The sequence below is a fragment of the Streptomyces sp. NPDC058257 genome (assembly GCF_042881845.1).
Classification (GTDB): Bacteria; Actinomycetota; Actinomycetes; order Streptomycetales; family Streptomycetaceae; genus Streptomyces.
In genome coordinates, this window is the sequence record NZ_JBHVXJ010000001.1 from 404,837 (window position 1) to 429,817 (window position 24,981).

The 24,981-nt window shown below is 70.2% G+C and carries 17 protein-coding genes; 5 read left to right on the plus strand and 12 right to left on the minus strand.

Going from position 1 to position 24,981, the window contains the following annotated elements:
• Positions 1 to 66 precede the first annotated feature (66 nt).
• Complete coding sequence (locus tag ACFVXC_RS01720) at positions 67 to 852, plus strand: enoyl-CoA hydratase/isomerase family protein (RefSeq protein ID WP_389900470.1); 786 nt, start codon at positions 67 to 69, stop codon at positions 850 to 852.
• 110 nt (positions 853 to 962) lie between these two features.
• Here the strand turns inward: ACFVXC_RS01720 and ACFVXC_RS01725 are convergent, their stop codons facing one another.
• Complete coding sequence (locus ACFVXC_RS01725) at positions 963 to 2,030, minus strand: GlxA family transcriptional regulator (RefSeq protein ID WP_389900472.1); 1,068 nt, start codon at positions 2,028 to 2,030, stop codon at positions 963 to 965.
• A gap of 201 nt (positions 2,031 to 2,231) precedes the next feature.
• Here ACFVXC_RS01725 and ACFVXC_RS01730 point away from each other — a divergent pair, with 201 nt between their 5' ends.
• Positions 2,232 to 3,122 carry a hypothetical protein gene (locus ACFVXC_RS01730; protein ID WP_389900474.1) on the plus strand — a complete coding sequence of 297 codons (891 nt, stop codon included), beginning with the start codon at positions 2,232 to 2,234 and terminating at the stop codon, positions 3,120 to 3,122.
• A 111-nt stretch (positions 3,123 to 3,233) separates the two neighbouring features.
• Positions 3,234 to 5,633 (plus strand): Tex family protein, encoded by a 2,400-nt coding sequence (locus tag ACFVXC_RS01735; protein WP_389900476.1) that lies wholly within the window; start codon positions 3,234 to 3,236, stop codon positions 5,631 to 5,633.
• 30 nt (positions 5,634 to 5,663) lie between these two features.
• Here ACFVXC_RS01735 and ACFVXC_RS01740 read toward each other — a convergent pair whose 3' ends face one another.
• The 5 genes from ACFVXC_RS01740 to ACFVXC_RS01760 all read right to left on the minus strand — a co-directional run bounded on the left by ACFVXC_RS01740 (position 5,664) and on the right by ACFVXC_RS01760 (position 14,161).
• Entirely contained in the window at positions 5,664 to 7,307 is a 1,644-nt protein-coding gene (locus tag ACFVXC_RS01740) for an ABC-F family ATP-binding cassette domain-containing protein (RefSeq protein ID WP_389900478.1), read from the minus strand.
• Between the two features lie 484 nt (positions 7,308 to 7,791).
• Positions 7,792 to 8,823: an oxidoreductase gene (locus ACFVXC_RS01745; RefSeq protein ID WP_389900480.1), complete on the minus strand. Its 1,032-nt coding sequence runs from the start codon at positions 8,821 to 8,823 to the stop codon at positions 7,792 to 7,794.
• 280 nt (positions 8,824 to 9,103) lie between these two features.
• A complete protein-coding gene (locus ACFVXC_RS01750) occupies positions 9,104 to 10,768 on the minus strand; it encodes a BCCT family transporter (RefSeq protein WP_389900481.1) in 1,665 nt (554 codons plus the stop codon).
• Positions 10,769 to 10,904: 136 nt separating this feature from the next.
• A complete protein-coding gene (locus ACFVXC_RS01755; RefSeq protein ID WP_389900483.1) occupies positions 10,905 to 12,203 on the minus strand; it encodes a M14 family metallocarboxypeptidase in 1,299 nt (432 codons plus the stop codon).
• Positions 12,200 to 14,161, minus strand: a complete 1,962-nt coding sequence (locus ACFVXC_RS01760) for a Xaa-Pro dipeptidyl-peptidase (RefSeq protein WP_389900485.1) — start codon at positions 14,159 to 14,161, stop codon at positions 12,200 to 12,202. The genes ACFVXC_RS01755 and ACFVXC_RS01760 overlap by 4 nt, the downstream gene beginning before the upstream one ends.
• Before the next feature lie 207 nt (positions 14,162 to 14,368).
• Here ACFVXC_RS01760 and ACFVXC_RS01765 point away from each other — a divergent pair, with 207 nt between their 5' ends.
• The gene (locus ACFVXC_RS01765; protein WP_389900486.1) at positions 14,369 to 15,865 is read left to right on the plus strand and encodes a M1 family metallopeptidase; all 1,497 of its coding nucleotides are present in this window, start codon (positions 14,369 to 14,371) and stop codon (positions 15,863 to 15,865) included.
• Between the two features lie 69 nt (positions 15,866 to 15,934).
• Here ACFVXC_RS01765 and ACFVXC_RS01770 read toward each other — a convergent pair whose 3' ends face one another.
• From ACFVXC_RS01770 to ACFVXC_RS01790, 5 genes are all read right to left on the minus strand, one after another.
• Positions 15,935 to 16,756, minus strand: a complete 822-nt coding sequence (locus ACFVXC_RS01770; RefSeq protein WP_389900488.1) for an alpha/beta fold hydrolase — start codon at positions 16,754 to 16,756, stop codon at positions 15,935 to 15,937.
• Between the two features lie 199 nt (positions 16,757 to 16,955).
• Positions 16,956 to 17,435: a hypothetical protein gene (locus ACFVXC_RS01775; RefSeq protein ID WP_389900490.1), complete on the minus strand. Its 480-nt coding sequence runs from the start codon at positions 17,433 to 17,435 to the stop codon at positions 16,956 to 16,958.
• 109 nt (positions 17,436 to 17,544) lie between these two features.
• Positions 17,545 to 18,024 (minus strand): Appr-1-p processing protein, encoded by a 480-nt coding sequence (locus ACFVXC_RS01780; RefSeq protein ID WP_389900492.1) that lies wholly within the window; start codon positions 18,022 to 18,024, stop codon positions 17,545 to 17,547.
• Positions 18,025 to 18,092: 68 nt separating this feature from the next.
• A complete protein-coding gene (locus ACFVXC_RS01785; protein ID WP_389900493.1) occupies positions 18,093 to 19,550 on the minus strand; it encodes an amino acid permease in 1,458 nt (485 codons plus the stop codon).
• A gap of 248 nt (positions 19,551 to 19,798) precedes the next feature.
• Positions 19,799 to 21,610, minus strand: coding sequence for an AMP-dependent synthetase/ligase (locus ACFVXC_RS01790; RefSeq protein ID WP_389900495.1), 1,812 nt, complete (start codon positions 21,608 to 21,610; stop codon positions 19,799 to 19,801).
• A gap of 167 nt (positions 21,611 to 21,777) precedes the next feature.
• On the opposite strand from ACFVXC_RS01790, the gene ACFVXC_RS01795 reads away from it, so the two are divergent.
• The gene (locus ACFVXC_RS01795; RefSeq protein WP_389901525.1) at positions 21,778 to 22,512 is read left to right on the plus strand and encodes a MerR family transcriptional regulator; all 735 of its coding nucleotides are present in this window, start codon (positions 21,778 to 21,780) and stop codon (positions 22,510 to 22,512) included.
• A 43-nt stretch (positions 22,513 to 22,555) separates the two neighbouring features.
• On the opposite strand, the gene ACFVXC_RS01800 is transcribed toward ACFVXC_RS01795, so the two are convergent.
• Positions 22,556 to 24,727, minus strand: coding sequence for a 3-hydroxyacyl-CoA dehydrogenase NAD-binding domain-containing protein (locus tag ACFVXC_RS01800; RefSeq protein ID WP_389900496.1), 2,172 nt, complete (start codon positions 24,725 to 24,727; stop codon positions 22,556 to 22,558).
• Positions 24,728 to 24,981: the final 254 nt, after the last annotated feature.

Sequence of the window (24,981 nt, forward strand, 5' to 3'; positions counted from 1 at the left end):
CTCGACCGTTCTCAGGGCCACCCCTTCTTGATCGTACGTTCGAGGAGTGCGGATAGCATCCGGCGCATGGAGCCGCAGCTGAGGCAGACCGTCACCCACGGCGTCGCCACCGTCGTCATCGACCATCCGGCCAAGCGCAACGCCATGACGGCGGACATGTGGCGTCGGATGCCGCCACTGCTCGCCGGGCTCGCCGCCGACCCGGCCGTCCGGGCGCTCGTGCTGACCGGCGGGGGCGGGACCTTCTGCGCGGGCGCCGACATCTCCTCGCTGAGGGAGTCGCCCGGCGAGGCGCAGGAGCTGGCGGTACGGGCCGAGGAGGCGCTCGCGGCCTTCCCGAAGCCGGCGCTCGCCGCGGTGCGCGGCTACTGCGTGGGCGGCGGGAGCCAGCTGGCCGCGGCCTGCGATCTGCGGTTCGCGGACGAGGGCGCTCTGTTCGGTATCACCCCGGCGAAGCTGGGGGTCGTCTACCCGTCGTCGTCCACGCGGCGCCTGGTGTCGCTCGTGGGACCCGCCACCGCCAAGTACCTGCTGTTCTCAGGCGAGTTGATCGACGCGGGGCGTGCGCTGCGCACCGGTCTTGTGGACGAGGTGCTGCCCTCGGGCGAGCTCGACAAGCGGGTCGCGGAGTTCACCAAGGTCCTCGCCGCGCGCTCGCAGCTGACGCAGGCGGCCGCCAAGGAGTTCGCCGGGGGCCGCCCTGACCAGGCAGCCCGGGATGCCTACTGGGGCGAACAGGCGCGCGCGGGCGGGGAGGCGGGTGGGGACACCGCCGAGGGGGTCAGCGCCTTCCTGGAGCGCCGTGAGCCGCGTTTCACCTGGACTCCCGGCGACGACACCGCTGTTGGCTGAGGCGGCTCACGGTCCCCCGGGCGCGATGGAGGCGATCTCGGCGATCGGCCCCTCGCCCTCGCCCTCGCCCTCGCCCTCGCCAGGATCAGGGGGTCATGGCCTCGACCGCATCATGGCCCCGACCGCGCCCATGGTCTCCTCGTTGCTGCCGCAGCCGGGCTCCGTTCTCCGGCAGGAGCGCCGGCAAGAGCCCCGACAGGGGTTGTGGCCAGGACTCCGGCAGGGGCGTGGAAGCGTCGCCGGTACTCGGCGGGGGCCGCTCCGAGGATCTTGATGAAGGCCCTGCGCATCGTCTCCGGTGTGCCGAAGCCACAGGCGCGCGAGACCTCCTCGACCCCGTCGGAGGTCTCCTCCAGGAGGCGGCGCGCGTGCTCGACACGTACGCGCTCGACGTACTTGCCCGGCGTCATCCCCGTCTCCGTCTGGAACGCGCGGGCGAAGTGCCGGGGAGAGAGCCGGGCGCGGGCGGCGAGCGACTCGACGCAGAGGTCCTCGTCCGGGTGTTCGGTGATCCACTGCTGGACCTCGCGCAGGGGTTCGCGCCGGGCGGTCTGCGCGGAGAGCTGGGCACTGAACTGCGCCTGGTTCCCCGGGCGCCGCAGGAAGACGACGAGATGCCGTGCGACCGTCAGCGCCTCGTCCCGGCCCAGGTCCTCCTCGACGAGAGCCAGGGCCAGGTCGATGCCGGCGGTCACGCCCGCGGACGTCGCCACGTGGCCGTCGCGGACGAAGATCGGGTCGGGGTCGACCTCGACGGCGGGGTGGTCACGGGCGAGTTTGGCGCAGAACGCCCAGTGGGTCGTCACCCGGCGGCCGTCCAGGAGGCCCGCTTCGGCGAGCAGGACGGCGCCGGTGCAGACCGAGACCAGGCGCCGGGCGCGCGGGGCGTTCGTACGCAGCCAGTCGATCAGGCGGGGATCGGCCTGGCCGCCGCCGAGGCCGCCCGGGGCGAGCAGGGTGTGCGGTGCGGGGGCGTCGGCGAGGGAGGAGTCCGGTACGAGCGTGAGCCCGCTGGAGGTACGTACGGGAGCGCCGTCCAGGGACGCGGTGCGGATGCGGTACGCCGGCACGTCGCCCCCGCGGCAGACGGCCGCGCCCGCGAAGACCTCCACCGGTCCCGTGACATCGAGGCTCTGCACCCCGTCGAAGAGGACGACCAGGACGGTTCTCTGCTCCATGCCCCTGATTCTTGGCCTCGCGTGCGATGGCCGCAATGACAAATAGCCCACTCTTCCAGCCATGCGGCTTCACTGCCGCGCCGTCCGCGCAGGCGGCGCCGCAGGGGACTCCGCAGGGGACTCCGCAGGGGACTCCGCAGGGCCCGGCCGCGCGTACGCCCCGGGCTTCACCTCATACCAACCAGTCGGTAACGTGCATCCATGACTTCACTCACGCCCTCCTCCCCGGCTCCCACACTGCACCCCCGCGCGGGACGTCGATGTCACAACGTGCTCAATTCGCTGCACTCGACGCACTACTTCTCGCCCGATGCGGCACGCGAGCTCGCAGGCATCGGGATCACCCACCCCAAGGCCGTCAATTTCGCCGTGCGCACGGCGGCGATGGGACCGGTCGGCGCCGGAGTGGTCACCGCGGCGTTCTACAACTACAAGCACGAACTCGTCGCCCGGCACGTGCCGGACATCTGGCGCACCGCGTCCCCCGAGGACGTCCTCGCGGCACGCGCGCGCACTGTCGACGCGACCCTGCGCCGCCTCCTCGGCGAGGAAGCCCTCACGTCCCCGGAGATGGCGGAGGCAGCCGAGCTGGCGCTGCGCGCCACCGAGGCCTGCTCCCGTTCCGCACGGCCGCTGTACTCCGCCCACGCGGACCTGCCCGTCCCCGAGCAGCCGCACCTCGCGCTCTGGCACGCCGCGACGCTGCTGCGCGAGCACCGGGGCGACGGGCACCTCGCGGTCCTCCAGAACGCCGAACTCGACGGTCTGGAGGCGCTGGTGAGCCACACGGCGACCGGCAAGGGCATGACGCCGAAGTGGACCTTCGCCACCCGCGGCTGGAACCAGGAGGAATGGGACGCGGCCGTGCGGCGGCTCCACGCCCGCGGACTGCACGACGGGGAGTCCGAGCTGACGGAGGCCGGAGTCGAGCTGCGCCAGGAGATCGAAGAGGCCACGGACCGCCTCGACCGGGCGCCGTACGAACACCTGGGCGAGGCGGGCGTCGAGCGCCTCACCGAGCTCGGCACGGTGTTCGCGGGCGCGGCGCTGCAGGCGGGGGCGTTCCCCGCGGACCTGCTCGGCAAGGCGTAGACGGAGCGCCCGTCGGGGCGCCCGTCGGGGCGGGCACGCCGGGTGTGATCCCCCCGCTGTCGGTGCCACCTGCCACAATTGCCCGGCAACCCCAGTGAGAAGGCGGGAAACGTGGCACCTCTGCAGACGTCCACTCCAGCATCGATCGAAGGCAGGATCGCCGAAGAACTCGGCGTACGGGAGCGGCAGGTGAAGGCCGCCGTCGACCTGCTCGACGGCGGCTCGACGGTGCCCTTCATCGCTCGCTACCGCAAGGAAGCGACCGAGATGCTCGACGACGCGCAACTGCGCACGCTCGAGGAGCGCCTGCGTTATCTGCGGGAGCTCGAGGAGCGGCGCGCGGCGATCCTCGAATCGGTGCGGGAGCAGGGCAAGCTCACCGACGATCTTGAGGCGCAGATCCGCGCCGCCGACACCAAGGCGCGGCTCGAGGACATTTACCTGCCCTTCAAGCCGAAGCGCCGCACGAAGGCGCAGATCGCCCGCGAGGCAGGCCTCGAACCGCTGGCCGACGGCCTGCTCGGCGACCCGTCGGTGGAGCCGCTCGCCGCGGCGGCGGCCTTCGTGGACGCCGACAAGGGCGTCGCCGAGCCGCAGGCCGCTCTGGACGGTGCCCGCGCGATCCTCGCCGAGCGGTTCTCCGAGGACGCCGACCTGATCGGCGAGCTGCGCGAGCGCATGTGGGTGCGCGGCCGCCTCGCCGCGAAGGTCCGCGACGGCAAGGAGGAGGCGGGCGCCAAGTTCGCCGACTACTTCGACTTCGCCGAGCCCTTCAAGGAGCTGCCGTCGCACCGCGTCCTCGCGATGCTGCGCGGCGAGAAGGAGGACGTCCTCGACCTCGTCCTGGAGCCGGAGGAGGCCACGGAGGGACCGTCCTCGTACGAGGGGATGGTCGCCCACCGCTTCGGGGTGGTCGACCGAGGCCGCCCCGGGGACAAGTGGCTTCAGGACACCGTGCGTTGGTCCTGGCGCACCCGCATCCTGGTGCACCTGGGGATCGACCTTCGCCTTCGGCTGCGCACGACCGCGGAGGACGAGGCCGTGCGCGTCTTCGCGTCGAACCTGCGCGACCTGCTGCTCGCCGCACCGGCGGGCACGCGCGCGACGCTGGGGCTCGACCCCGGTTTCCGTTCGGGTGTGAAGGTCGCCGTGGTCGACGCGACCGGCAAGGTCGTGGCGACGGACGTCATCAACCCGCATGTCCCCGCGAACAAGTGGGACCAGTCCCTGGCCACCCTCGCGAAGCTCGCCAAGGAGCACGCGGTCGACCTGATCGCGATCGGGAACGGCACGGCGTCCCGCGAGACGGACAAGCTCGCCGGTGAACTCATCACGAAGCACCCGGAGTTGAACCTCACCAAGGTGATGGTCTCCGAAGCGGGCGCCTCGGTGTACTCCGCGTCGGCCTTCGCCTCGCAGGAGCTGCCCGACATGGACGTGTCGCTGCGCGGCGCCGTGTCCATCGCACGCCGCCTCCAGGACCCGCTCGCCGAGCTGGTGAAGATCGACCCGAAGTCCATCGGCGTCGGCCAGTACCAGCACGACCTCTCCGAGATGAAGCTGTCGCGCTCGCTCGACGCGGTCGTCGAGGACTGTGTGAACGGCGTCGGCGTCGACGTGAACACCGCGTCCGCCCCGCTGCTCTCCCGGGTCTCCGGCATCGGCGCGGGCCTCGCCGAGAACATCGTGTCGCACCGCGACACGAACGGCCCCTTCTCCTCCCGCAAGGGCCTCAAGGACGTGGCACGCCTCGGCCCCAAGGCGTACGAACAGTGCGCGGGCTTCCTGCGCATCCGGGGCGGCGACGATCCGCTCGACGCGTCCAGCGTGCACCCCGAGGCGTATCCCGTGGTCCGCAAGATGGCGAAGAAGACGGGCGGCCAGGTCGCCTCGCTCATCGGCGACACGGCGACGCTGCGCTCGCTGCGGGCCGACGAGTTCGTGGACGAGTCCTTCGGTCTGCCCACCGTGAGCGACATCCTCAAGGAGCTGGAGAAGCCCGGACGCGACCCGCGACCCGCGTTCAAGACGGCGACCTTCAAGGACGGCGTCGAGAAGCTCTCCGACCTGGCGTCCGGGATGGTCCTGGAAGGCGTCGTCACGAACGTGGCGGCGTTCGGCGCCTTCGTGGACATCGGCGTCCACCAGGACGGGCTCGTGCATGTCTCCGCGATGTCCAAGACGTTCGTCAAGGACCCGCGGGACGTGGTGAAGCCGGGCGACATCGTCAAGGTGAAGGTGATGGACGTCGACATTCCGCGCAAGCGGATCTCGCTGACGCTGCGCCTGGACGACGAGGCGAGCCCGGCAGACGGCGAGCAGCCCAAGCGGGGCGGGCGTCCTCCGCAGCAGCGGCAGCAGGGCGGTCAGCGCCCCCAGCGCCCTCAGCGACAAGGCCAGGGGCAGGGGCAGGGCGGCGGCCAGGGCCAGCGGAAGGAGCGGCAGGGGCCGCCGCCGGCCAATGACGCGATGGCGGACGCGCTGCGCCGGGCCGGGTTGCTGAAGCCCTAGCAGCGCTGATCCGGGGAGAGTCGGCGGAGGTCAGGGTGACAGCTCGGTCACCTTGCCCTCCGTCACCTCCAGACGGCGCGTGACGCGTACGGCGTCCAGCATTCTGCGGTCGTGCGTCACCAGGAGCAGTGTGCCCTCGTACGCGTCGAGGGCCGACTCCAGCTGTTCGATCGCGGGCAGATCGAGGTGGTTCGTGGGCTCGTCGAGTACCAGGAGATTGACGCCCCGGCCCTGGAGCAGCGCGAGGCCCGCGCGGGTGCGTTCCCCCGGGGAGAGCGTGGCGGCCGGTCGCAGGACGTGCGCGGCCTTCAGGCCGAACTTGGCGAGCAGCGTGCGCACTTCGGCGGGTTCGGTGTCGGGTACGGCCGCGCAGAACGCGTCAAGGAGCGACTCCGGGCCGTGGAACAGCGCGCGGGCCTGGTCCACCTCGCCGACGAGCACCCCTGAGCCGAGGGCGGCGTGGCCCGCGTCGGTGGGGACGCGGGTCAGCAGGGTTGCGAGCAGGGTCGACTTGCCCGAGCCGTTCGCGCCGGTGATCGCCACCCGGTCCGCCCAGTCGATCTGCAGCGACACGGGCCCGAGCGTGAAGTCGCCTCGGTGCACCTCGGCGTCGCGGAGTGTGGCCACGACGCTGCCGGAGCGCGGCGCCGACGCGATCTCCATGTGCAGCTCCCACTCCTTGCGGGGCTCATCGACGACGTCGAGCCGCTCGATCATGCGCTGCGTCTGACGTGCCTTTGCCGCCTGCTTCTCGCTGGACTCGCTGCGGAAGTTCCGGCCGATCTTGTCGTTGTCGCCCGCCTTGCGCCGGGCGTTCTTGACGCCCTTGTCCATCCAGCCCCGCTGCATCTGGGCGCGGCCCTCCAGGGCGGACTTCTTGTCGGCGTACTCCTCGAACTCGTCGCGTGCGTGGCGGCGCGCGACGTCCCGCTCCTCCAGATACGCCTCGTAGCCGCCGCCGAAGAGGTTGATCTGCTGCTGGGCGAGGTCGAGTTCGAGGACCTTGGTGACGGTGCGGGTGAGGAACTCGCGGTCGTGGCTGACGACGACCGTGCCCGCGCGCAGTCCGCGCACGAAGCTCTCCAGGCGTTCGAGGCCCGCCAGGTCGAGGTCGTTGGTCGGCTCGTCCAGGAGGAACACGTCGTAGCGGGAGAGGAGGAGGGATGCCAGGCCCGCGCGGGCGGCCTGGCCGCCGGAGAGGGAGGTCATGGGCTGGTCGAGGCCGATGTCCAGGCCAAGGGACGCCGCGACCTCCTCGGACCGCTCGTCCAGGTCGGCGCCGCCGAGCGCCAGCCAGCGCTCCAGGCTCAGCGCGTACGCGTCGTCCGCGCCCGGGGTGCCGTCGACCAGGCCCTGGGTGGCCTCGTCCATGGTCCGCTGGGCCTCGTCGACGCCGGTGCGGCGGGCCAGGAAGCCGCGGACGGACTCGCCGGGGCGGCGCTCGGGCTCCTGGGGGAGGTGGCCCACGGACGCGCCGGGCGGGGAGAGGCGCAGCTCGCCGGTCTCCGGGGTGTCCAGGCCCGCGAGGAGGCGGAGCAGGGTCGACTTGCCGGCGCCGTTGGCGCCGACCAGGCCGATGACGTCGCCGGGGGCGACGACAAGCTCCAGGGCGGAGAAGAGGGAGCGGTCGCCGTGGCCGGCGGCGAGGTTCTTGGCGACGAGGGTTGCGGTCATCAGGGGGTCGAGTTTAGGCGAGGTCCGGGGCTGCTCGTCCGGCAGCATGGCCCGGGTCCGACGACCACGGGCCAGCACGGGCTTGCACACTGGTGTCGGCCTCGGGCGGCACAGGCTGACGCACGGGCGGCGCCCCGCGCGGCACAGGCTTACGCACTGGCGGCGGCCCCGGGCCGCACGGCCTTACGCACGGGTGACGGCCCCGGGAAGCACAGGCTTACGCACGGGCGGCGCCCCACGCGGCACAGGCTTACGCACTGGCGGCGCCCCACGCGGCACAGGCTTACGCACTGGCGGCGGCCCCGGGCCGCACAGCCTTACGCACGGGTGGCGACCCCCGGAAGCACAGGCTTACGCACGGGCGGCGCCCCGCGCGGCACAGGCTTACGCACGGGCGGCGACCCCGGGCCGCACAGCCTTACGCACTGGTGCGGCCTCGGGCCGCACAGGCACCTCACCGGCGGCAGCCCCGGCGCCGCACGGGCTACCGCACTATCGGCGCCACCAGGACACTGCCCGTCGTCCGTGCGACCACGAACGACTCCCCCTTCGTCGCCTTCGCGTCCAGCGTGATGCGATGCTCCCCCGGCTCCAGGACACCGTCGAACACCTCGTGGATCTGGGTGCGCCAGAGCCGGTCGAGGCGGTAGGCGATGATCTTCACCCGGCAGGTCGATGTGGTCTCGACGTCCGCCGTGCCGTCCACCGCCCCGAGCCGCGTCAGGCGACGCTGCTCCGACGGACTCCGGTCCAGGGCGTGTTCTATCTGCGCGACCAGGAGCGGAACGATCGGGGCCAGACCGTCGACGTACGCGACCTGGATACCCGCCGTGTCGAACGCCGCGCGCACCCCCTCGCGCGTGGCCGCCGGGACGGCCTGCCCGAAAGCGACGGCCCCGTACGTCCGCAGCTCGTCCGGCGGTACGCCCGCCGCGTCCGCCGCGATATCGGCGCCGACACCGATCGTGCGCAGCGCCGCCGCGAGCTTGGCCAGGACGGCGACGCGGGCGCCGATCAGGAGCACCCTGCGGCGCGCCGCGATTTCGCCTCGTGTCAGGAGTTGGAGCAGCGCCTCGCGGTATCCGGCGCCTTCGAAGCGGAAGGGCCCTATGCCGTGGTAGCCGTTGAGTTCCAGGTCGGCCCGCTCGGCCGTCTGCCAGGCGAAGTCCCGCCATACGTAGGTGTCGGTGCCGTCCGGTGCCCGCTCGATGACCGCCGTGACCGCCCCGCACTCCAGGCCTTCGCACTCGGGACAGCCGTAGATGACGTGCCGGTCGTCGATCAGGGGTGCTTCCGTCTCCAGGAGGAGTCCGCGTACATGGTGGGTGAAGATCGCTGGTGGTACGTCGGAGGCGAGTGGGGAGACGGCGTCGAGGTCGGAGAGCTGGAACAGCAGCGGGCGCCCGTTCACGATGAAGTCGACGAAATCCCGGTGGACTTGGTAGTCACCGTTGGCGTGAACTCCACCGGCGCGCATGGCCGGCGCCAGACCGAAAGTCGCGTATTCGGCAGACATGGTGTGAGTATCCCCATCTGCGAGGTGATGTGAGCACGGCATGCCTCATTCCGCTGTGTTCACGTCGAACCGGGGGCGCCGGCCGGTGAGTGGTCGCTCCAATCACCTGTCCTGGCAGCGGAGTTGATGGCACCGGCGGCGGAGAAGGGCGTACGCGTGGTCGATGGCGTACAGCACGAGACGCGGCTGGACGCCGGGGGCACACGCAGGAGGCGGCCGCTTCGCGAACGAAGCGGCCGCCTCCTGAAAGTGGAGCGAAGTGGAGCAGAGCGGAGCGAGGTCAGACCTTCGTGGCCCCGCTGTCCTCCTCGTCCCCGTTCTCGGCCGGGCCGATGCGGATCTCGAAGTCACCGTCGTACTGCTCGTGGCCCGCGATCACGGCCTTCTCGACGGCCTCCGTGCCGTGCTCGCCCCGGACGATCAGCGGGTCGTGGCGCAGGTCCCGCATCAGCGCCACACACATCCCGATCATCACGATCACGAACGGCGCGGCGACGAGAATCGTCAGATTCTGCAGGCCCGTCAGGGCGTTGCCCGATCCGTCACCGATGAGCAGCATGATCGCTGCCACGGCTCCGGTCACGACGCCCCAGAACACGACCACGAGTTTGCCGGGTTCGAGCGCTCCCTTCTGGGAGAGCGTGCCCATCACGATCGACGCGGCGTCGGCACCCGAGACGAAGAAGATACCCACGAGGATCATCACGAGCAGGCTCGTCCCCGTGGCGATCGGATACTCGTGCAGCAGACCGAAGAGCTGGCCCTCGGGGGTCGAGGCGTCAGCGAGACCACCGCCCTCCTTCGCCTTCATCGCCGTTCCGCCGAAGACGGCGAACCAGATGAGGCTGACGGTGCTGGGCACCAGGATGACGCCGCCCACGAACTGACGGATCGTACGGCCCCGGCTGATCCTGGCGATGAACATGCCCACGAAGGGCGTCCAGGAGATCCACCAGGCCCAGTAGAAGACCGTCCAGCTGCCCAGCCAGTCCGACACGCCCTTGCCGCTCGACGCCTCGGTGCGCCCGATCAACTGGGGCAGATCGCCGAGGTAGGCGCCGATCGAGGTCGGCACCAGGTCGAGGACGATGACGGTCGGGCCGGCGATGAAGACGAACACGACGAGCAGCAGCGCGAGCACCATGTTGATGTTCGAAAGCCACTGCACGCCCTTCTCCACACCGGAGATGGCGGAGGCCACGAAGGCGACCGTCAGGACGGCGATGATGGAGACGAGAAGACCTGTGCTCGCGTTGTCCATCCAGTCGAGGACCTCGAAACCGCTGCCGATCTGCAGGGCGCCCAGGCCGAGCGACGCGGCGGAGCCGAACAGCGTCGCGAAGATGGCGATGATGTCGATGACCCTGCCCCAGGCGCCGTTCGCGCGCTTCTCGCCGATGAGCGGCGTGAAGACGGCGCTGATGGTCTGCCTGCGCTTGCGCCGGAAGGTGCTGTACGCGATGGCGAGGCCCACGACCGCGTAGATCGCCCATGGGTGGAGCGTCCAGTGGAAGAGGGTGGTGGACATCGCCGTTTCCATCTTCGCCGCGGAGTCGGCGGGATCGGTGCCCGGCGGGGGCGTGGTGAAGTGGGCGAGCGGTTCACTCACGCCGTAGAACATCAGGCCGATGCCCATACCGGCGCTGAACATCATGGCGACCCAGGAGACGGTGCGGAACTCCGGCTCCTCGCCCTCTTCACCGAGGGTGATCTTCCCGTACCGGCTGACGGCGAGCCAGAGCGCGAAGACCACGAACCCGCTGGCCGCCAGCATGAAGGCCCAGCCGCCGTTGTGGATCAGGCCGTTGAGCATCTTCGTTGAGGCGCTCTCGAGCGAGTCCGTGGCGACGGCGCCCCAGACCACGAAGGCCAGGGTGAGCACGGCGGTCACACCGAAGACGATGCGGTCGGTCTGGGGATGGCTGCCGCCGTGAGCGGCGTGCATGAGGTGCCCGTCCCCTCCCCCGCCGTCGTCCGCTTTATGTTGGTCTTGCGTCACAAGTGCACCTCTCACGGTCTCTCATTCGTACTGTCTCTGTGCTCCGCTACCCAGTACCACATGTGACGCACCTATCAACTACTCAACACCGGGTGTCGGGTGAACCCGCGACGAGGTGGTACGTCGCCCGCTCGTCGAGGAGCAGCGGCACGAGAGCGCGTGCGGACTGCCGCATCGGTATGTAGGCGCCCGCGCCGTCCCGCCTGACCTTGACTCCGTGCAGAGCGAGTTCGTCCTTGATGTCGCCGTACTGGGCGGCGTCGAGCCGGTAGCCGCAGGGCGGGTCCTGGATCACTTCGGCCGGTTCGGCGGGGTCGTTGTCCGCGCCACCGACATAGACGGGCCCTCGGTCGCGGAAGCCTTCGAGGCGGGACGCCGTGGTGGCTGCCTCCAGCTGACCGCGCCGCTCATCGGTGTACGTGAACAGGCCGCCCAGCGCCGAGAGTTGGGATTTCACACGGCGCCGGTTGTTCAGCGCGTCGTCCTTCTTCTCCGCGTCGGTGAGCGGGTCGACGCGGCTCTCGATGAGCAGGCCCGCCGCGTGTTTGATGCCGGAGACATTGCGCAGGATGCGCTCCTGGCCGTCGCCCGCGGTCTGCTTGATCGGGTCACCGGTGACGGGGTCCGTCCAGATTCCGTACGTTCCCGTCGTGTGGCCCGCGCCGTTGGCGGCGGGCCTGACGTAGGCCTGGGAGAGGGTCCGCGCCTCGTCGTGCACCGCCTCGTCGGTGTTGAGGTTGCGCGGCCACAGGTCGAACAGGTCTTTGTCGTAGTACTTCGGGGTCGCTCCGTACTCGTGCAGGTCGTAGATGGAGTCCGGCTGCCGGTCACGGATGACGGCGGCCATGGCGCGGGCCTCCGCGGTCTTCAGGGAGATGTGGTCGCGGTTGATGTCGACGCCGTCGGAGTTGCCGCGGGTGTCGGCGGCGCGGCCGTCCGGGTTGGCGGTGGGAACGACGAGGAGCGTGGTGCGGGAGAGGAACTTCCGGGTCTTCTTGTCCTTCGCGTACGCCAGGTCGCGGATGGTCGACAGACACGCGTCACGGCCCGACGGCTCGTCGCCGTGCTGGCTGCAGATCAGCAACACCGTGTTCTTCGTGGGGCGTTCGCCGATGCGGACCAGTTGGACCGGCCGGTTCTGCTTGGTGGTGCCGATGCGGGAGACGGAGACCCGGTCGGTCGCCTTGTCGATGGCCGCGAGGAACTTCTGCTCCTCGGGCTGGCTGGTCCAGCGTGCGCCGTCGGTCTCCTCGAATCCGGTGCGCGGCGGGGTCGACGTGGCCTGCGCGGGCACGGTCAGGAGCGGGGCGGCGAGCGCGGCCGTGGCGCAGGCGAGCGCCAGGGTGCGGACGCGGGGTGTGAGGCCGGTGCGGGGTCTCATGAAGTACTGCCTCCGGGGACGGGGCGGATCGGACGCGGCGGGGCCACGCCGTCGAGACGGGACGTGCGGGGGGTGACGGCCTTGGTGGTGCGCAACGCGTCGGCGCCGCCGACCAGCGGGACCTTCGCCGACGTACGGGACAGGTCGATGGCGAGCGTCGGGGTGTCGGCAGGGGGATCGATGAGGTTCTTGTCCGTGCCCGCGACGATCAGCGCGAGCCGGTGGCCCTTCGGTACGACGTGGTCGCTCGCGGCCAGGTCGAGGGTGATGGTGTGCTTCTTGCCCGGCGTCAGGGGGTGGCCCTTGTGGTCGTCGGCCCAGTTGCCGAGGTCGGCCCAGCCGCGGCTGAAGACCGTGTAGTCGACGTCGGCGGTCTTCGGCTGCGTCTCCTTGAAGCAGGAGCTGTCACCGGCGGTGCTCGGGCCCCAGCAGGTGCGTTCGGGGAGCGTGGTGATGCCCTCACCGGCGCTCGCGTAGTCGCGGATGGTGGCGGGGCCGATGTCGACGAGGACGGCGGAGAGGTGGGCGGTGCGGGTCGTCGGGGTCGCGGTGACGGTCACCTCGGAGGAGCCGGAAAGGCGCAGGTCGCGTCCCAGGGGCTTGCTGACGAACCCGGCCTTCGACGGGGTCGAGGTGTCGATCCGCGCGGCCCAGTCGGTCTCGCTCAGCTTCGGGTCGTCGGTGAAGGTCTCGCTGCCGGTGCCGGGGCGCGTGGTGAGGGTGCCGACGCCGGGTGAAGTTCCCTTGCCGGGGCGGAGCTTGACCGTGTCCGTGGCGCGCGGGGGCCAGACGCGGTCGGTGGTCCACTGCCCGGGGGCGCGCTCGATGTCGGCCATCGGCTCGCGGTCGATGCCGTTGTCGTAGCCGAGGAGCTCGTGGTCGAACCAGCGGTGCAGGGTGCGCACCCATTCAGTGCGGCGGGAGTCGAAGGGGTCGACGTGGCCGGTCTGGCTGAGCCACACCTTGCGGTCGACGCCCGCGTCGGCGAGGGCGTCCCACCACTGACCGAAGTGCTTCATGCGGACGTTCAGGTCCTGCATGCCGTGCACGGCGAAGACGCTGGCCTTCACCTTGCCCGCGTCCGGGGTGTAGTCGCGCTCGCTCCACAGCCGGGTCCAGTCGCCGGTGCGGGGCGCTTCGTCGACAAGTCGTTTCTGTACGGCGCCGCAGCGGGCCTGCGCCTCGGGGCTCTCCACTCCGCCCGAAAGCCGTTCGGGGCCGCTGTCGTAGAGCGGGGCCCCCTTGGCGAAGTAGTAGTCGTACCAGGAGGAGATCGCACCGATCGGCACGATGGTCTTGAGACCTCGCACTCCAGTGGCGGCCACGCCCTGCGCGATCGTGCCGTCGTAGCTCTTGCCGATCATGCCGGTGGCGCCGGTCGTCCAGGACGCCTTGGCGCTCTTGCCGCCGGTGCGGGTGGTGTAGCCGTGGGCCCGGCCGTTCAGCCAGTCGACGACGGCCTTGGCGGACTGGATGTCGGAGCGGCCCCCGACGTCCACGCAGCCGTCGGAGCGGTTCGTCCCGGCGAGGTCGACGGCGACGAATCCATAGCCGCGGGGCACGAAGTAGTTGTCGTAGTAGAGCGGGAACTGGACGGGGTTGCCGTCCGCGTCGTACGTCTTCTTCTGACTCTCGTTGCCGCGCCCGCAGCAGGAGTAGTACGGGCTGGCGTCCATGATCACGGGGATCTTCCGCCCCCGCTGTGCGGGTTCGCGGGGCCTGACGATGTCGACGGCGACGCGGTCGGACTTCCCGTCGCCGTCGCCGTCGATCTTCGCGTCGACCCAGACGGATTCGCGGATCGCGCTCTCGTACGAGTAGACGGGCTCGCTCTCGCGTGGGGCGCTCGGTGCCCCTTGGGCGGCTCCCGGGGCCACGAGCGTGGCCAACAGGGCGGCAAGGGCCGCCGTGAGCAGTGATCTCCAGATGAAGCGCGTGCGGCGCGCACGTATCGGCATGGCGCGGAAGGTACACGGGTCAACTCCCGCGCGACAGAGGGCGATACGAGGCGACGACAGGCTCATGGGGCGTTTTGGCACATGTCGGCCGAATGGCGATCGTGTGACAGGAGCGACCATGGACATGACGCGTGGCCACCGGGCTCAATAGGGTCGGATTCATCTTCGGACTCATCTACCGATGTGCCCCTACGACTTGGAGCTCTTGTGCACCGCAGACTCATCGCCCCGGGCGCGCTCGCGGCCTCTCTGCTGCTGGCGATCCCGGCATCGGCCGCCGACTTCTCCCCCGGGGCGCCGGGTATCGGCGATCCCTATTACCCGGCGAGCGGCAACGGCGGCTACGACGTGTCGCACTACGACCTGCGCCTGAAGTACCAGCCGAAGACCGACCTGCTCGAGGGCACGGCGACCCTCAACGCCACCACGACGCAGGATCTCTCCCGCTTCAACCTCGATCTCGGCCTCAAGGTCAGCGAGGTGCGCGTCAACGGCAAGAAGGCCGCCTTCAAGAAGTCCGGCGAGCAGGAGCTGGAGATCACCCCGGCGGCCGGTCTGCCCAAGGGCACGCCGATCACCGTCGTCGTGCGGTACGCGGGCAAGCCCTCCGAGGTGAAGATCAACGGCTTCACGGCGTGGGCGCGGACGCCGGACGGCGGCGTGGCGGCCCAGGAACCCGACTCGGCCGCCTGGTGGTTCCCGTCCAACGACCACCCGCTCGACAAGGCGACGTACGACGTCTCGGTCTCCGTGCCGGACGGCTCGCAGGCCATCTCCAACGGCGTACTGCAGTCGCAGAGTTCCAAGCTCGGCTGGACGCGCTTCAACTGGCGCTCGAACAAGCCGCAGGCCAGCTATCTGACGACGCTCGCCGTCGGCAAGTTCGACATCACGACGGACAAGACCGCGGACGGTCTGCCCGTCCTGAACGCCTACAGCAAGGACCTCGGTGACAACGCGGGGGCCGCGCGGGCGAGCATCGAGCGGTCGGTCGAGGTCACGGAGTGGCTGGAGACGGTCTTCGGCAAGTACCCGTTCAACGCCCTGGGCGGTTACGTCCCGAACGTGACGAGCGGCTTCGCCCTGGAGACGCAGACGCGGCCGTTCTACAGCCCGAAGCAGTTCGCCAACGGGGCGAACGTGTCCGTCGTGGTCCATGAGCTGGCCCACCAGTGGTACGGCGACAGCGTGTCGGTCGACGGCTGGAAGGACATCTGGGTCAACGAGGGCTTCGCGCGCTACAGCCAGTGGCTGTGGTCGGAGAAGGAGGGCGAGGGTACGGCGCAGGAGCTGGCGGACTACGTGTACGCCCAGCACCCCGCCGACGACCCGTTCTGGAAGGTCAAGCCGGGCGACCCGGGCCCGGAGAACCAGTTCGACATCGCCGTGTACGACCGTGGGGCGCTGGCCCTGCAGGCGCTGCGCAACGAGGTCGGCGAGAAGTCCTTCTCCGCGATCCTCAAGGGGTGGCCCAAGGAGCACGCGTACGGGAACGCGAAGGTCAGTGACTTCGTGAAGTACGCGGAGAAGGTCTCCAAGAAGCCTCTCGCTTCGCTCTTCGACGCCTGGCTCTTCCAGCCGTCGCGGCCGGACGCGCCTGCCGCGAAGGCGGCGGGGATCGCCCGGTCCGCCGCTGCGGGGTCGACTGCCGAGCCGAAGTCGTGGAAGTCGATCGCCGCGACGAACGGTGTGCACGATCACTGACAACTGACACCGGGCCGCCGCTTCGCGCCGGATGTCTCCCGCCCGCCCGCCGTTCGGGGCGGGCGGGAGCTACCTCGCGGCCCCGTATGCCTCAAGGAGGATGTCCGCGACCGCATCCGGCTCCCGCAGGGTCGGGAAGTGGTCGCTGTCCCGCAGCCGCACGAGCCGGCAGCCCGGGATGCGTGCCGCCATCTCCTCGTTGCAGCGGACCACCTCGGGGTCGTCGTGCTCGCCCAGCGCGAGCACACACGGCACGGTGAGCTCGCCGAGCCGGTCGAAGGCGGGCGGGTCGGGCACGTGGTGGGGCTGAACGGCGAACCAGGCCGGGATCACCGCCCTGATGAGCGCCTCCGCCTCGCAGTCGTCCCCGGTCCCCGCGGCGGCCGACGTGCGCTTCACCAGGGCCACGATGCCGTCCATGTCGCCCGCCTGCGCGAGCCTGACCACCTCGGCCGTGAACTCCGCCATGAGGAAGTCCGGGTTGCCGGTGATGCCGGGGACCAGCAGGGTGAGCCCCGCCACCCGGGCCGGGTCGCTGAGCGCGAGGCCGATGGCCGTGGTGCCGCCCATGCTGGATCCCGCGATGAACGCCCGGGGGACGTCGAAGTGGTCGAGGACCGCGATCAGGTCCTCGACGAGTGAGAACGACGCGGTGGGGGCGGGCGACTCGCCGTACCCCCGCGCGTCGTAGCGGATGACCCGGCGCTCCTGCGTGAGACGCGGCAGGATCCTGTCCCAGACGCGGGAGTCCGCGACGCCGGGGTGCAGCAGGACCAGCGGCAGGGCGTCAGCGCCGGAACCTACCGGCCCTGCCGGACCTCCCGGCCCTCCCGGTTCTCCCGAGTCCTGCGCCCAGACCTCGCCGTCTTTGACCGGCACCATGAGTTCCATGGTGCGAGCGTGACGTGACCCCGGCCCGAGCGCCAGACCACCGGGCCGCACGGCCGCCCGCGGGACGCGAAAGCGCCCCCTGCGGCGTGCCGTCGTCCTCCCGCAAGCCCCGCGGTGCCGTGCGCGCGCTCTCGCCACACCGGGCACAGACCGCGAGGCCCCTCCTCCGGGCGGGCGGCGGGAGTTCGACGGCAGGTCCCTAGCGGCCGGAACCCGACGCGGCCCCCAGGGGCTCCCCCACGATCCTGCTCGCCAGTGCCGAGGCCAACTCCGATACCTGGAGCCGCAGTTCGATCTCCGCCGACGCGCGCTCTGCCTCGATCCTGTCCTTGCCGCCCGCGAGGACCTCGTCGCGTTCGTGCCCGCCGTCCTCACGGGCGGCGGCGATCAGGGCGGCGCCTTCCTCCCGGGCCTGCTGGCGCACCTGCGCGGCCTCGCGGCGGGCCTCGGCCAGCGTCGCCTCGTGCTCGGCGCGTATCCGCTCGGCCTCGCGCCGCAGTTGTGCCCCCGGTCCGCCGGTCACCCCTTCGAGGAGCGTGGCACGCTCTTCGAGTACGCGGTTGAGGCGCAGGATCATGCGCCTGACGAGGAAGTAGAGGGGGCCGAACAGCACGGCTCCGACTACGAGATGCTCGACATCCGGGTTGATCGGCCCTAGCTGCATGGGAATGAGCTGCATGCAGCCGATCTACCCGCTCATCCGTGCATAACAACGCACGCCTGTACGGCAGTTGCGTGATTCCTGCCACATTGGGCCAGAGAGGCGGGCGGCCGTACGAGCGGGCGGCTCAGTCTCCGAAGTCGTACACCGTCACCGCGATCCCACGCTCCACCAGGCGCCGGGCTATCAGCGGCTCGACGCGGGACCACGTGCCGCCCGCGAGCCCGCAGCCGATGCGCGGCATGTGCACGGAGGCGTCGAGTTCGGCCGCCTTGTCGGCGAGCGCGGCCAGGGCGGTGTCGATCGCCTCGTACCGCACGGGGGCGCCCTTGCTGCCCGTGCGCATGCCGTGCTGGCCGATCATGTTGGCCACCCATGTGCAGCGAGAGACCTCGACGAACTGGACGGCGCCGAGGCCGAAGTCGTTCTCGGCGCGCTCGCGGTGCCACCGGCGGTACGCCGCCTCCGGCTCGGGCCAGCGGCGCGACACCGCGACGACGAAGCCCTTGCCCCAGCCCCCGAGGTCGTTGCAGACATGGGCGATCAGCTTGACGCCCTTGCCACATGGCGCGGTGGCGTCACCTCGGACATAAGTGATCTCCGACATGACGCCACCGTAGGCGCTGCCACTGACAGTGGCCATTGACCTGCTGCTTCAGGCCGCGGCTTGGGCCCCTACTTCGTGAGGGCCGTCGTCTCGCGGTCCACCCTGCGGCGGATGCCGTACCAGCCCGCGACGAGCGCCGCCCCGATGAGCGGGATGAGGTAGAGCGTCTTGCGCCCGATCTCGGGGTCCTTCCACATCAGGACGAGCACGGAGAGCAGGAAGAGGATCGTGACGATCTCCGTGACCGGGCTGCCGGGGAGCCGGAAGCCGGGCCGGGTGATCACACCCTCCTTGGCGCGGCGTACGAACGCCAGGTGACAGACCATGATGATCACCCAGGTACTGATGATGCCCAGGGACGCCACGTTCAGGACGATCTCGAAGGCCTGGCTCGGCATGAGGAAGTTCAGGCCGACGCCGAGCACGCACACCGCGGAGGTGAGCAGGATGCCGCCGTAGGGAACCTGGCTCTTGTTCATCTTCGCGGTGAACTTCGGCGCCGAACCCGCCATCGCCATCGAGCGCAGGATGCGGCCCGTGGAGTACAGGCCCGAGTTCAGCGACGACATCGCCGCCGTGAGGACGACGAGGTTCATCACGTCGCCGGCCGCGGGAACGCCGATCTTGGAGAGGACCGTCACGAACGGGCTCTGGTCGGCGGAGTACACCGATCCGGGCAGGAGCAGCGCGAGCAGGACGACGGAGCCGACGTAGAAGAGGCCCACGCGCCACATGATCGAGTTCACGGCGCGCGGGACGACCTTCTGCGGCTCGGCGGTCTCGCCCGCCGCGACGCCGACCAGTTCGAGCGAGGCGTACGCGAAGACGACACCCTGCATGACGATCACGACCGGCATCAGACCGTGCGGCAGGAAGCCGCCGTTGTCGGTGATCACGCTGATGCCGGGCGTCTCGCCGCCGACCTTGTGCTGGGTGACGAGGAGGAATATGCCGATCAGCATGAAGGCGATCAGGGCCGCGACCTTGACGATCGCGAACCAGAACTCCATCTCGCCGAAGTACTTCACCGAGATCAGGTTGATCGCGAGGACGACGGCGAGGGCGATCAGTGCGAGCGCCCACTGGGGGATGTCGGTGAAGAAGCTCCAGTAGTGCGTGTAGAGCGCGATCGCGGTGATGTCGGCGATGCCGGTGGTCGACCAGTTGAGGAAGTACATCCAACCGGCGACGTAGGCGCCCTTCTCGCCGAGGAACTCACGCGCGTACGAGACGAACGAACCCGACGACGGCCGGTAGATGACCATCTCGCCGAGGGCGCGTACGACGAAGAAGGCGAAGATGCCGCACACGAGGTACGCGACGGCGAGCGCGGGGCCCGCGGAGTGCAGGCGTCCGCCCGCACCGAGAAAGAGTCCAGTTCCGATCGCGCCACCAATCGCGATCATGTTGACGTGACGGGCCTTGAGGTCCTTGCTGTAACCGGCGTCGCCCGCGTCCGCGGGGGCCTGGGACGCATCTGTGCGGGATGCGTCCGCAGCGGCCGTGTCTACGGCTTCCTTGCTCACGTGGGGGGTCTACTCTCTGGTGCCCGGAAAACTCCGGTGTCCGGATGTACTCCGGTCCACGACACCCCTGACGTGCGTGGACCGACGCGACACCTTCCCCCAGAGATCGCCGGACATGCGGTGGCGCACGTCACATAGCGGCACTTCTCACATGGTGGGCGGGGGGTGTACACACGATGATCACAAGGTGTAGAGCCGATGGATCACGGGGTGCGTCACCGAGGATCACGGGTGCGTCACCGAGTGCGTCACGGGGTGTACAGCCCGTTGATGGCGTCCGCGTACTTCTCCCGGATGACCCTGCGGCGCAGCTTCAGGGACGGTGTCAGCTCCCCGGTCTCGGGGCCCCACTCCTCCCCCAGGAGCCGGTAGCGCTTGATCTGCTCGGTGCGGTTGAGGCGTGCGTTGGCCGCGTCGACGGCCCGCGCGACCTCCTCCCGTACGGCATCGCTCGCCACCAGGTCACCGGTGATCCCCCGGGCGGCGGCCCACACAGGGGCCATCTCCGCGTCCAGGACGAGCAGCGCCACCAGGTAGGAGCGGCCGTCGCCGTGGACGAGGGCCTGTCCTATGAGGGGGTGCTCCTTGAGGGTGTTCTCGACGAGTACGGGCGAGACGTTCTTGCCCGTCGACGTCACGATCAGTTCCTTCTTGCGGTCGGTGAGCCAGAGGTAGCCGTCCTCGTCGATCCGCCCGACGTCGCCGGTGGCGAACCAGCCGTCCGCGTCGCGGGCCGACTCGACGGAGCCGTCGGGCAGGAGATAGCCGTCGAAGACCATCGCGCCGCGCACGAGGATCTCGCCGTCGTCGGCGGTGCGGACCTCCAGGCCGTCCAGGGGCCTGCCCACCGAGCCGAGCCGGAAGGCGCCCGGGGTGTTGATGGTGACGACCCCGGTCGTCTCCGTCAGACCCCACGCGTCCATGATCACGATGCCGAACCCCGACCAGAAGCGCACGACGTCCAGCGGCATCGACGCCGCCGCGCTCGCGGTCCACACCAGTCGGTCGAATCCGGCCAGGGAGAGCAGCGGGTCGAGGGTCTTCTCCTTGGCCTCGCGATACGCCCTCTCCAGTTCGGCCGGCGGGTCCTCGCCGCGCTCGACGTACTCCACGCGCGCGCGTGTCGTCCCGTTCGCGGCTTCGATCGCCTCCCGCTGCTGCTCCGGCAGTCCGGCGAGCACGGCCCGTACGGACGCGGCGAGCTTCTCCCACACGCGCGGGACCCCGAAGAACTGCGCGGGCCGCAGCTCGCGCGCGGTCGCGGCGACGGCGGTCGGATCCGCGCACAGGTACACGTGCGAGGCGCGGAACACCGGCAGGTAGATGCCGAGCATGCGCTCCGCGACGTGGGCGAAGGGGAGGTAGCTGATGTGGTCCACGAAGTCGGGGAGCTCGACGACGGCGTCCAGGGCCACGCCGTTGAGGACGACGTTGCGGTGGGTGATGCGCACGCCCTTGGGGTCGCCGGTGGTGCCCGACGTGTAGACGACGGTGAGCGGATCGTCGGCCCGGGACTCGCACCAGGCCTTCTCGAAGGCGTCCGGGGCGAAGAGGCGGCTGCCTGTGGCGTGCAGGGAGCCGTACGTGCGGTGCGGGCCCGCAGCGGCCGCTTCGACGACCACCAGGCGCTCCAACGGGACCTCCTCGTTGGTGAGGAGGGGTTCCCAGCGGGCGAGTTCGCGGGCGCCCTCGACGATCGCGAAGCGGGCGCGGCTGTGCCGGGCGATGTGCGCGATCTGCTCGGGGGCCGATGTGCCGTACACGGTGACGGGGACGGCACCCAGATGCACGAGGGCGAGATCGCTCAGCCAGTGTTCGGGGCGGTTGCCCATCATCATGAGGACGTGTTCGCCGCGCCGCACACCGAGCGCCGTGAACCCGGCGGCCAGAACGGAAACCTTGCGCCGTGCTTCGCGCCAGGTCAGGGTCGTCCACTCCCCTTCGGGGGTGGTGCGCCAGGAGAGTGCGGGGCGGTCGCCGTGGTCCTCGGCGTTGCGCAGCAGCAGGGCGGGGAGCGTGATGTCGGCGGGGTCCCCGGGGAGTCGCAGGATCGTGGTCACGACCGCCTCCTGGCGTCATCGACGAAGCAAGTGACTGGCCGGGACGCTTTCACAACAGTGGTGAGACAGCAATACTGTTGCACCTGATCGGTGCACAACCACCGGTGTACGACCATCGGTGCACAACCATCGGTGCACAACTGGGGAGGCGATGCGCTGCCATGACGATGACGAGGACGTCGGACACCGACGAGCCGACGCTCACGGTCGACGAACTGGCCGCGCGCGCGGGCGTCACCGTCCGCACCATCCGCTTCTACAGCACCAAGGGCCTGCTTCCGCCGCCCGTGATCGGCCCGCGCCGGGTCGGCCACTACGGCGAGGAGCATCTGTCCCGGCTCGGTCTCATCGAGGAGTTGCAGCACCAGGGCATGACGCTGGCCGCGATCGAGCGGTATCTGGAACAGCTGCCGGACGACCTGAGCACCCACGATCTCGCCATCCACCGCGCGGTGGTGGCCTCCTGGGCCCCCGACTCGGCCGAGGACACCGACCGCGCGGAGCTGGAGCGCAGGGCGGGCCGCCCGCTCTCCGACGCGGACCTGGAGCGGCTCTCGGCGATGGGCGTCGTCACACCGACGGAGTTCCCGGGGGCGTATCGCGTCGATCCGGGGCTGTTGCGCCTGGGCGTGGAGCTGCTCGACGTACCCATCGCGCACGAGACGATCCTGGCGGCGCGCACGGTCCTGATGGAGCACACCCGCTCGGCGGCCGTCGAGCTGTCCCGGCTCTTCCGTGACGAGGTGTGGGGCCCTTACCGCGAGCGGGAGTCGGACCCCGAGCACGTGGCGGCGATGCGGTCCCTGTCGGCCCATATGCAGCCGATGGTGGTGCAGGCCCTGGTGACGGCGTTCCAGCGCTCCCTCAAGGAGGAGCTGCGGGAGTGGCTCAAGGACAGCTGAGCCACTCCCGTGCCGGTCGTGCCTGTCGTACCTGTCGTGCCTGTCAGTTGTCGCTGAACTTCTCGCCGTTCTGCGCCTTCTCGACAAGCAGCGCGGGCGGCGTGAACCGCTCGCCGTAGCGGTCGGCCAGCTCGACGGCGCGTGCCACGAACCCGGGAAGACCGCCTTCGTAGCCGTTGATGTACTGGAGCACGCCACCGGTCCAGCCGGGGAAGCCGATGCCGAAGATGGAGCCGATGTTGGCGTCCGCGACGGACGTCAGGACGCCCTCCTCCACCAGCCGCACGGTGTCGAGCGCCTCGGAGAACAGCATGCGCTCCTGCATGTCCTCGAACGGGATCTGGGTGCCCGGCTTGGTGAAGTGCTCGCGCAGGCCCGGCCAGAGACCGGCGCGCTTGCCGTCCACGTACTCGTAGAAGCCCGCTCCCCCGCTCCTGCCGGGACGCTCGAACTCGTCGACCATGCGGTCGATGACGGAGTCCGACGGATGCCCGGCCCAGGTGCCGCCGGCCTCCTCGACGGCGCGCTTCGTCTCGTTGCGGATCTTGCGCGGCAGGGTGAGGGTCAGCTCGTCCATCAGGGAGAGGACCTTCGCCGGGTAACCCGCCTGGGCCGCCGCCTGCTCGATGGACGCGGGCTCGATGCCCTCGCCGACCATCGCGACGCCTTCGTTGATGAAGTGCCCGATCACGCGCGAGGTGAAGAAGCCACGCGAGTCGTTGACGACGATCGGCGTCTTGCTGATCTGGCGTACGAGGTCGAACGCTCGGGCGAGAGCCGCGTCCCCGGTCCGCTCGCCCTTGATGATCTCGACGAGCGGCATCTTGTCGACGGGTGAGAAGAAGTGCAGGCCGATGAAGTCGACGGGCCGCGTGACGCCCTCGGCGAGCTGGGTGATCGGCAGCGTCGAGGTGTTGGAGCACAGCAGCGCGTCCGGCTCGATGACGTCCTGGATCTCCTGGAACACCTTGTGCTTGAGAGTGGTGTCCTCGAAGACGGCCTCGATCACCGCGTCGCAGCCCGCGAGGTCCTGCGGGTCGGCGGTCGGCGTGATGCGGGCGAGCAGCGCGTCGGCCTTCTCCTGGGTCGTACGTCCTCGCTGCACCGCCTTGGCGCACAGCTTCTCGGAGTAGGCCTTGCCCTTGGCGGCGGCTTCGGCGGAGACGTCCTTGAGGACGACCTCGATGCCCGCGCGGGCGCACGAGTAGGCGATGCCCGCGCCCATCATTCCGGCCCCCAGGACGGCGGCCTTGCGGACCTGGCGTGCCTCGATGCCCTTGGGCCGGTTGGCACCGGAGTTGACGGCCTGGAGGTCGAAGAAGAACGCCTGGATCATGTTCTTCGCGGTCTGTCCCGTGACCAGCTCGGTGAAGTACCGGGCCTCGATGGTCAGCGCGGTCTCGAAGTCGACCTGGGAGCCCTCGACGGCGGCCGCGAGGATGTTGCGCGGGGCCGGGTAGGGGGCGCCGTTCGTCTGCTTCTTGAGGTTGGCGGGGAAGGCGGGCAGGTTCGCCGCGAACTTCGGGTTGGCGGGGGTGCCGCCGGGGATGCGGTAGCCCGGCTTGTCCCAGGGCTGCTGCGACTCGGGGTTGGCGTCGATGAAGGCGCGGGCCTTCTCGATCATCTCTTCCCCGGTGGCCGCCACTTCGTGGACGAGGCCGTTCTCCAGGGCGCGCTTCGGGGAGTACTGGGTGCCCTGGAGCAGCACCTTCAGAAGTGCGTCCGCGATGCCCATGAGGCGTACGGTGCGGGTCACGCCGCCGCCCGCCGGGAGCAGGCCCAGGGTGACCTCGGGCAGGCCGATCTTGGACCCCGGCGCGTCGAGCGCGACGCGGTGGTGGCTGGCGAGGGCGATCTCGTAGCCGCCGCCGAGAGCCGCGCCGTTGATGGCGGCGACGACCGGCTTGCCCAGGGTCTCGATGCGGCGCAGGGAGGACTTGATGGCGACGCCCGCCTCGAACGCGCCCTGCGCGTTCTCGGGCCCTGCCCGCATCATGTCCTTGAGGTCACCGCCCGCGAAGAAGGTCTTCTTAGCGGAGGTGTAGATGATGCCGCGGATGGAGTCCTGCTCGGCCTCCGCGCGTTCGGCGATCGCCGCGATGGAGTCCTTGAACGCCTGGTTCATGGTGTTCGCGGACTGGTTGGGGTCGTCGAGGACGAGGGTGAGGATGCCGGTGGCGTCCATTTCCCAGCGGATAGTGGTGCTTTCGGTCATGGTCTTGTCTCCGTGAAGTGTGAGTGGGCCCGGGCGGGATCCGGGGAGGGTGGCTGAGGGGACGTGACCGGCTGACCGCTGGTGGGGGCTGGTCGCGCAGTTCCCCGCGCCCCTGAGATGCGCACTGCGTGCGCCGTCTCAGGGGCGCGCACCGGGGAAGGCAGCGGCGAAGCCGCATGCCTTCAGGGGCGCGGGGAACTGCGCGACCAGCCGCGAAGCACTCGCAGTCGGCAACGGACAACAGCCCCGCGGCG

Bases quoted from the DNA above. Each gene is read 5' to 3' on its own strand.
- ACFVXC_RS01720 (WP_389900470.1), top strand. From the start codon at position 67: ATGGAGCCGCAGCTGAGGCAGACCGTCACCCACGGCGTCGCCACCGTC.
- ACFVXC_RS01725 (WP_389900472.1), bottom strand. From the start codon at position 2,030: ATGGAGCAGAGAACCGTCCTGGTCGTCCTCTTCGACGGGGTGCAGAGC.
- ACFVXC_RS01730 (WP_389900474.1), top strand. From the start codon at position 2,232: ATGACTTCACTCACGCCCTCCTCCCCGGCTCCCACACTGCACCCCCGC.
- ACFVXC_RS01740 (WP_389900478.1), bottom strand. From the start codon at position 7,307: ATGACCGCAACCCTCGTCGCCAAGAACCTCGCCGCCGGCCACGGCGAC.
- ACFVXC_RS01745 (WP_389900480.1), bottom strand. From the start codon at position 8,823: ATGTCTGCCGAATACGCGACTTTCGGTCTGGCGCCGGCCATGCGCGCC.
- ACFVXC_RS01750 (WP_389900481.1), bottom strand. From the start codon at position 10,768: ATGCACGCCGCTCACGGCGGCAGCCATCCCCAGACCGACCGCATCGTC.
- ACFVXC_RS01755 (WP_389900483.1), bottom strand. From the start codon at position 12,203: ATGAGACCCCGCACCGGCCTCACACCCCGCGTCCGCACCCTGGCGCTC.
- ACFVXC_RS01760 (WP_389900485.1), bottom strand. From the start codon at position 14,161: ATGCCGATACGTGCGCGCCGCACGCGCTTCATCTGGAGATCACTGCTC.
- ACFVXC_RS01770 (WP_389900488.1), bottom strand. From the start codon at position 16,756: ATGGAACTCATGGTGCCGGTCAAAGACGGCGAGGTCTGGGCGCAGGAC.
- ACFVXC_RS01775 (WP_389900490.1), bottom strand. From the start codon at position 17,435: ATGCAGCTCATTCCCATGCAGCTAGGGCCGATCAACCCGGATGTCGAG.
- ACFVXC_RS01780 (WP_389900492.1), bottom strand. From the start codon at position 18,024: ATGTCGGAGATCACTTATGTCCGAGGTGACGCCACCGCGCCATGTGGC.
- ACFVXC_RS01795 (WP_389901525.1), top strand. From the start codon at position 21,778: ATGACGAGGACGTCGGACACCGACGAGCCGACGCTCACGGTCGACGAA.
- ACFVXC_RS01800 (WP_389900496.1), bottom strand. From the start codon at position 24,727: ATGACCGAAAGCACCACTATCCGCTGGGAAATGGACGCCACCGGCATC.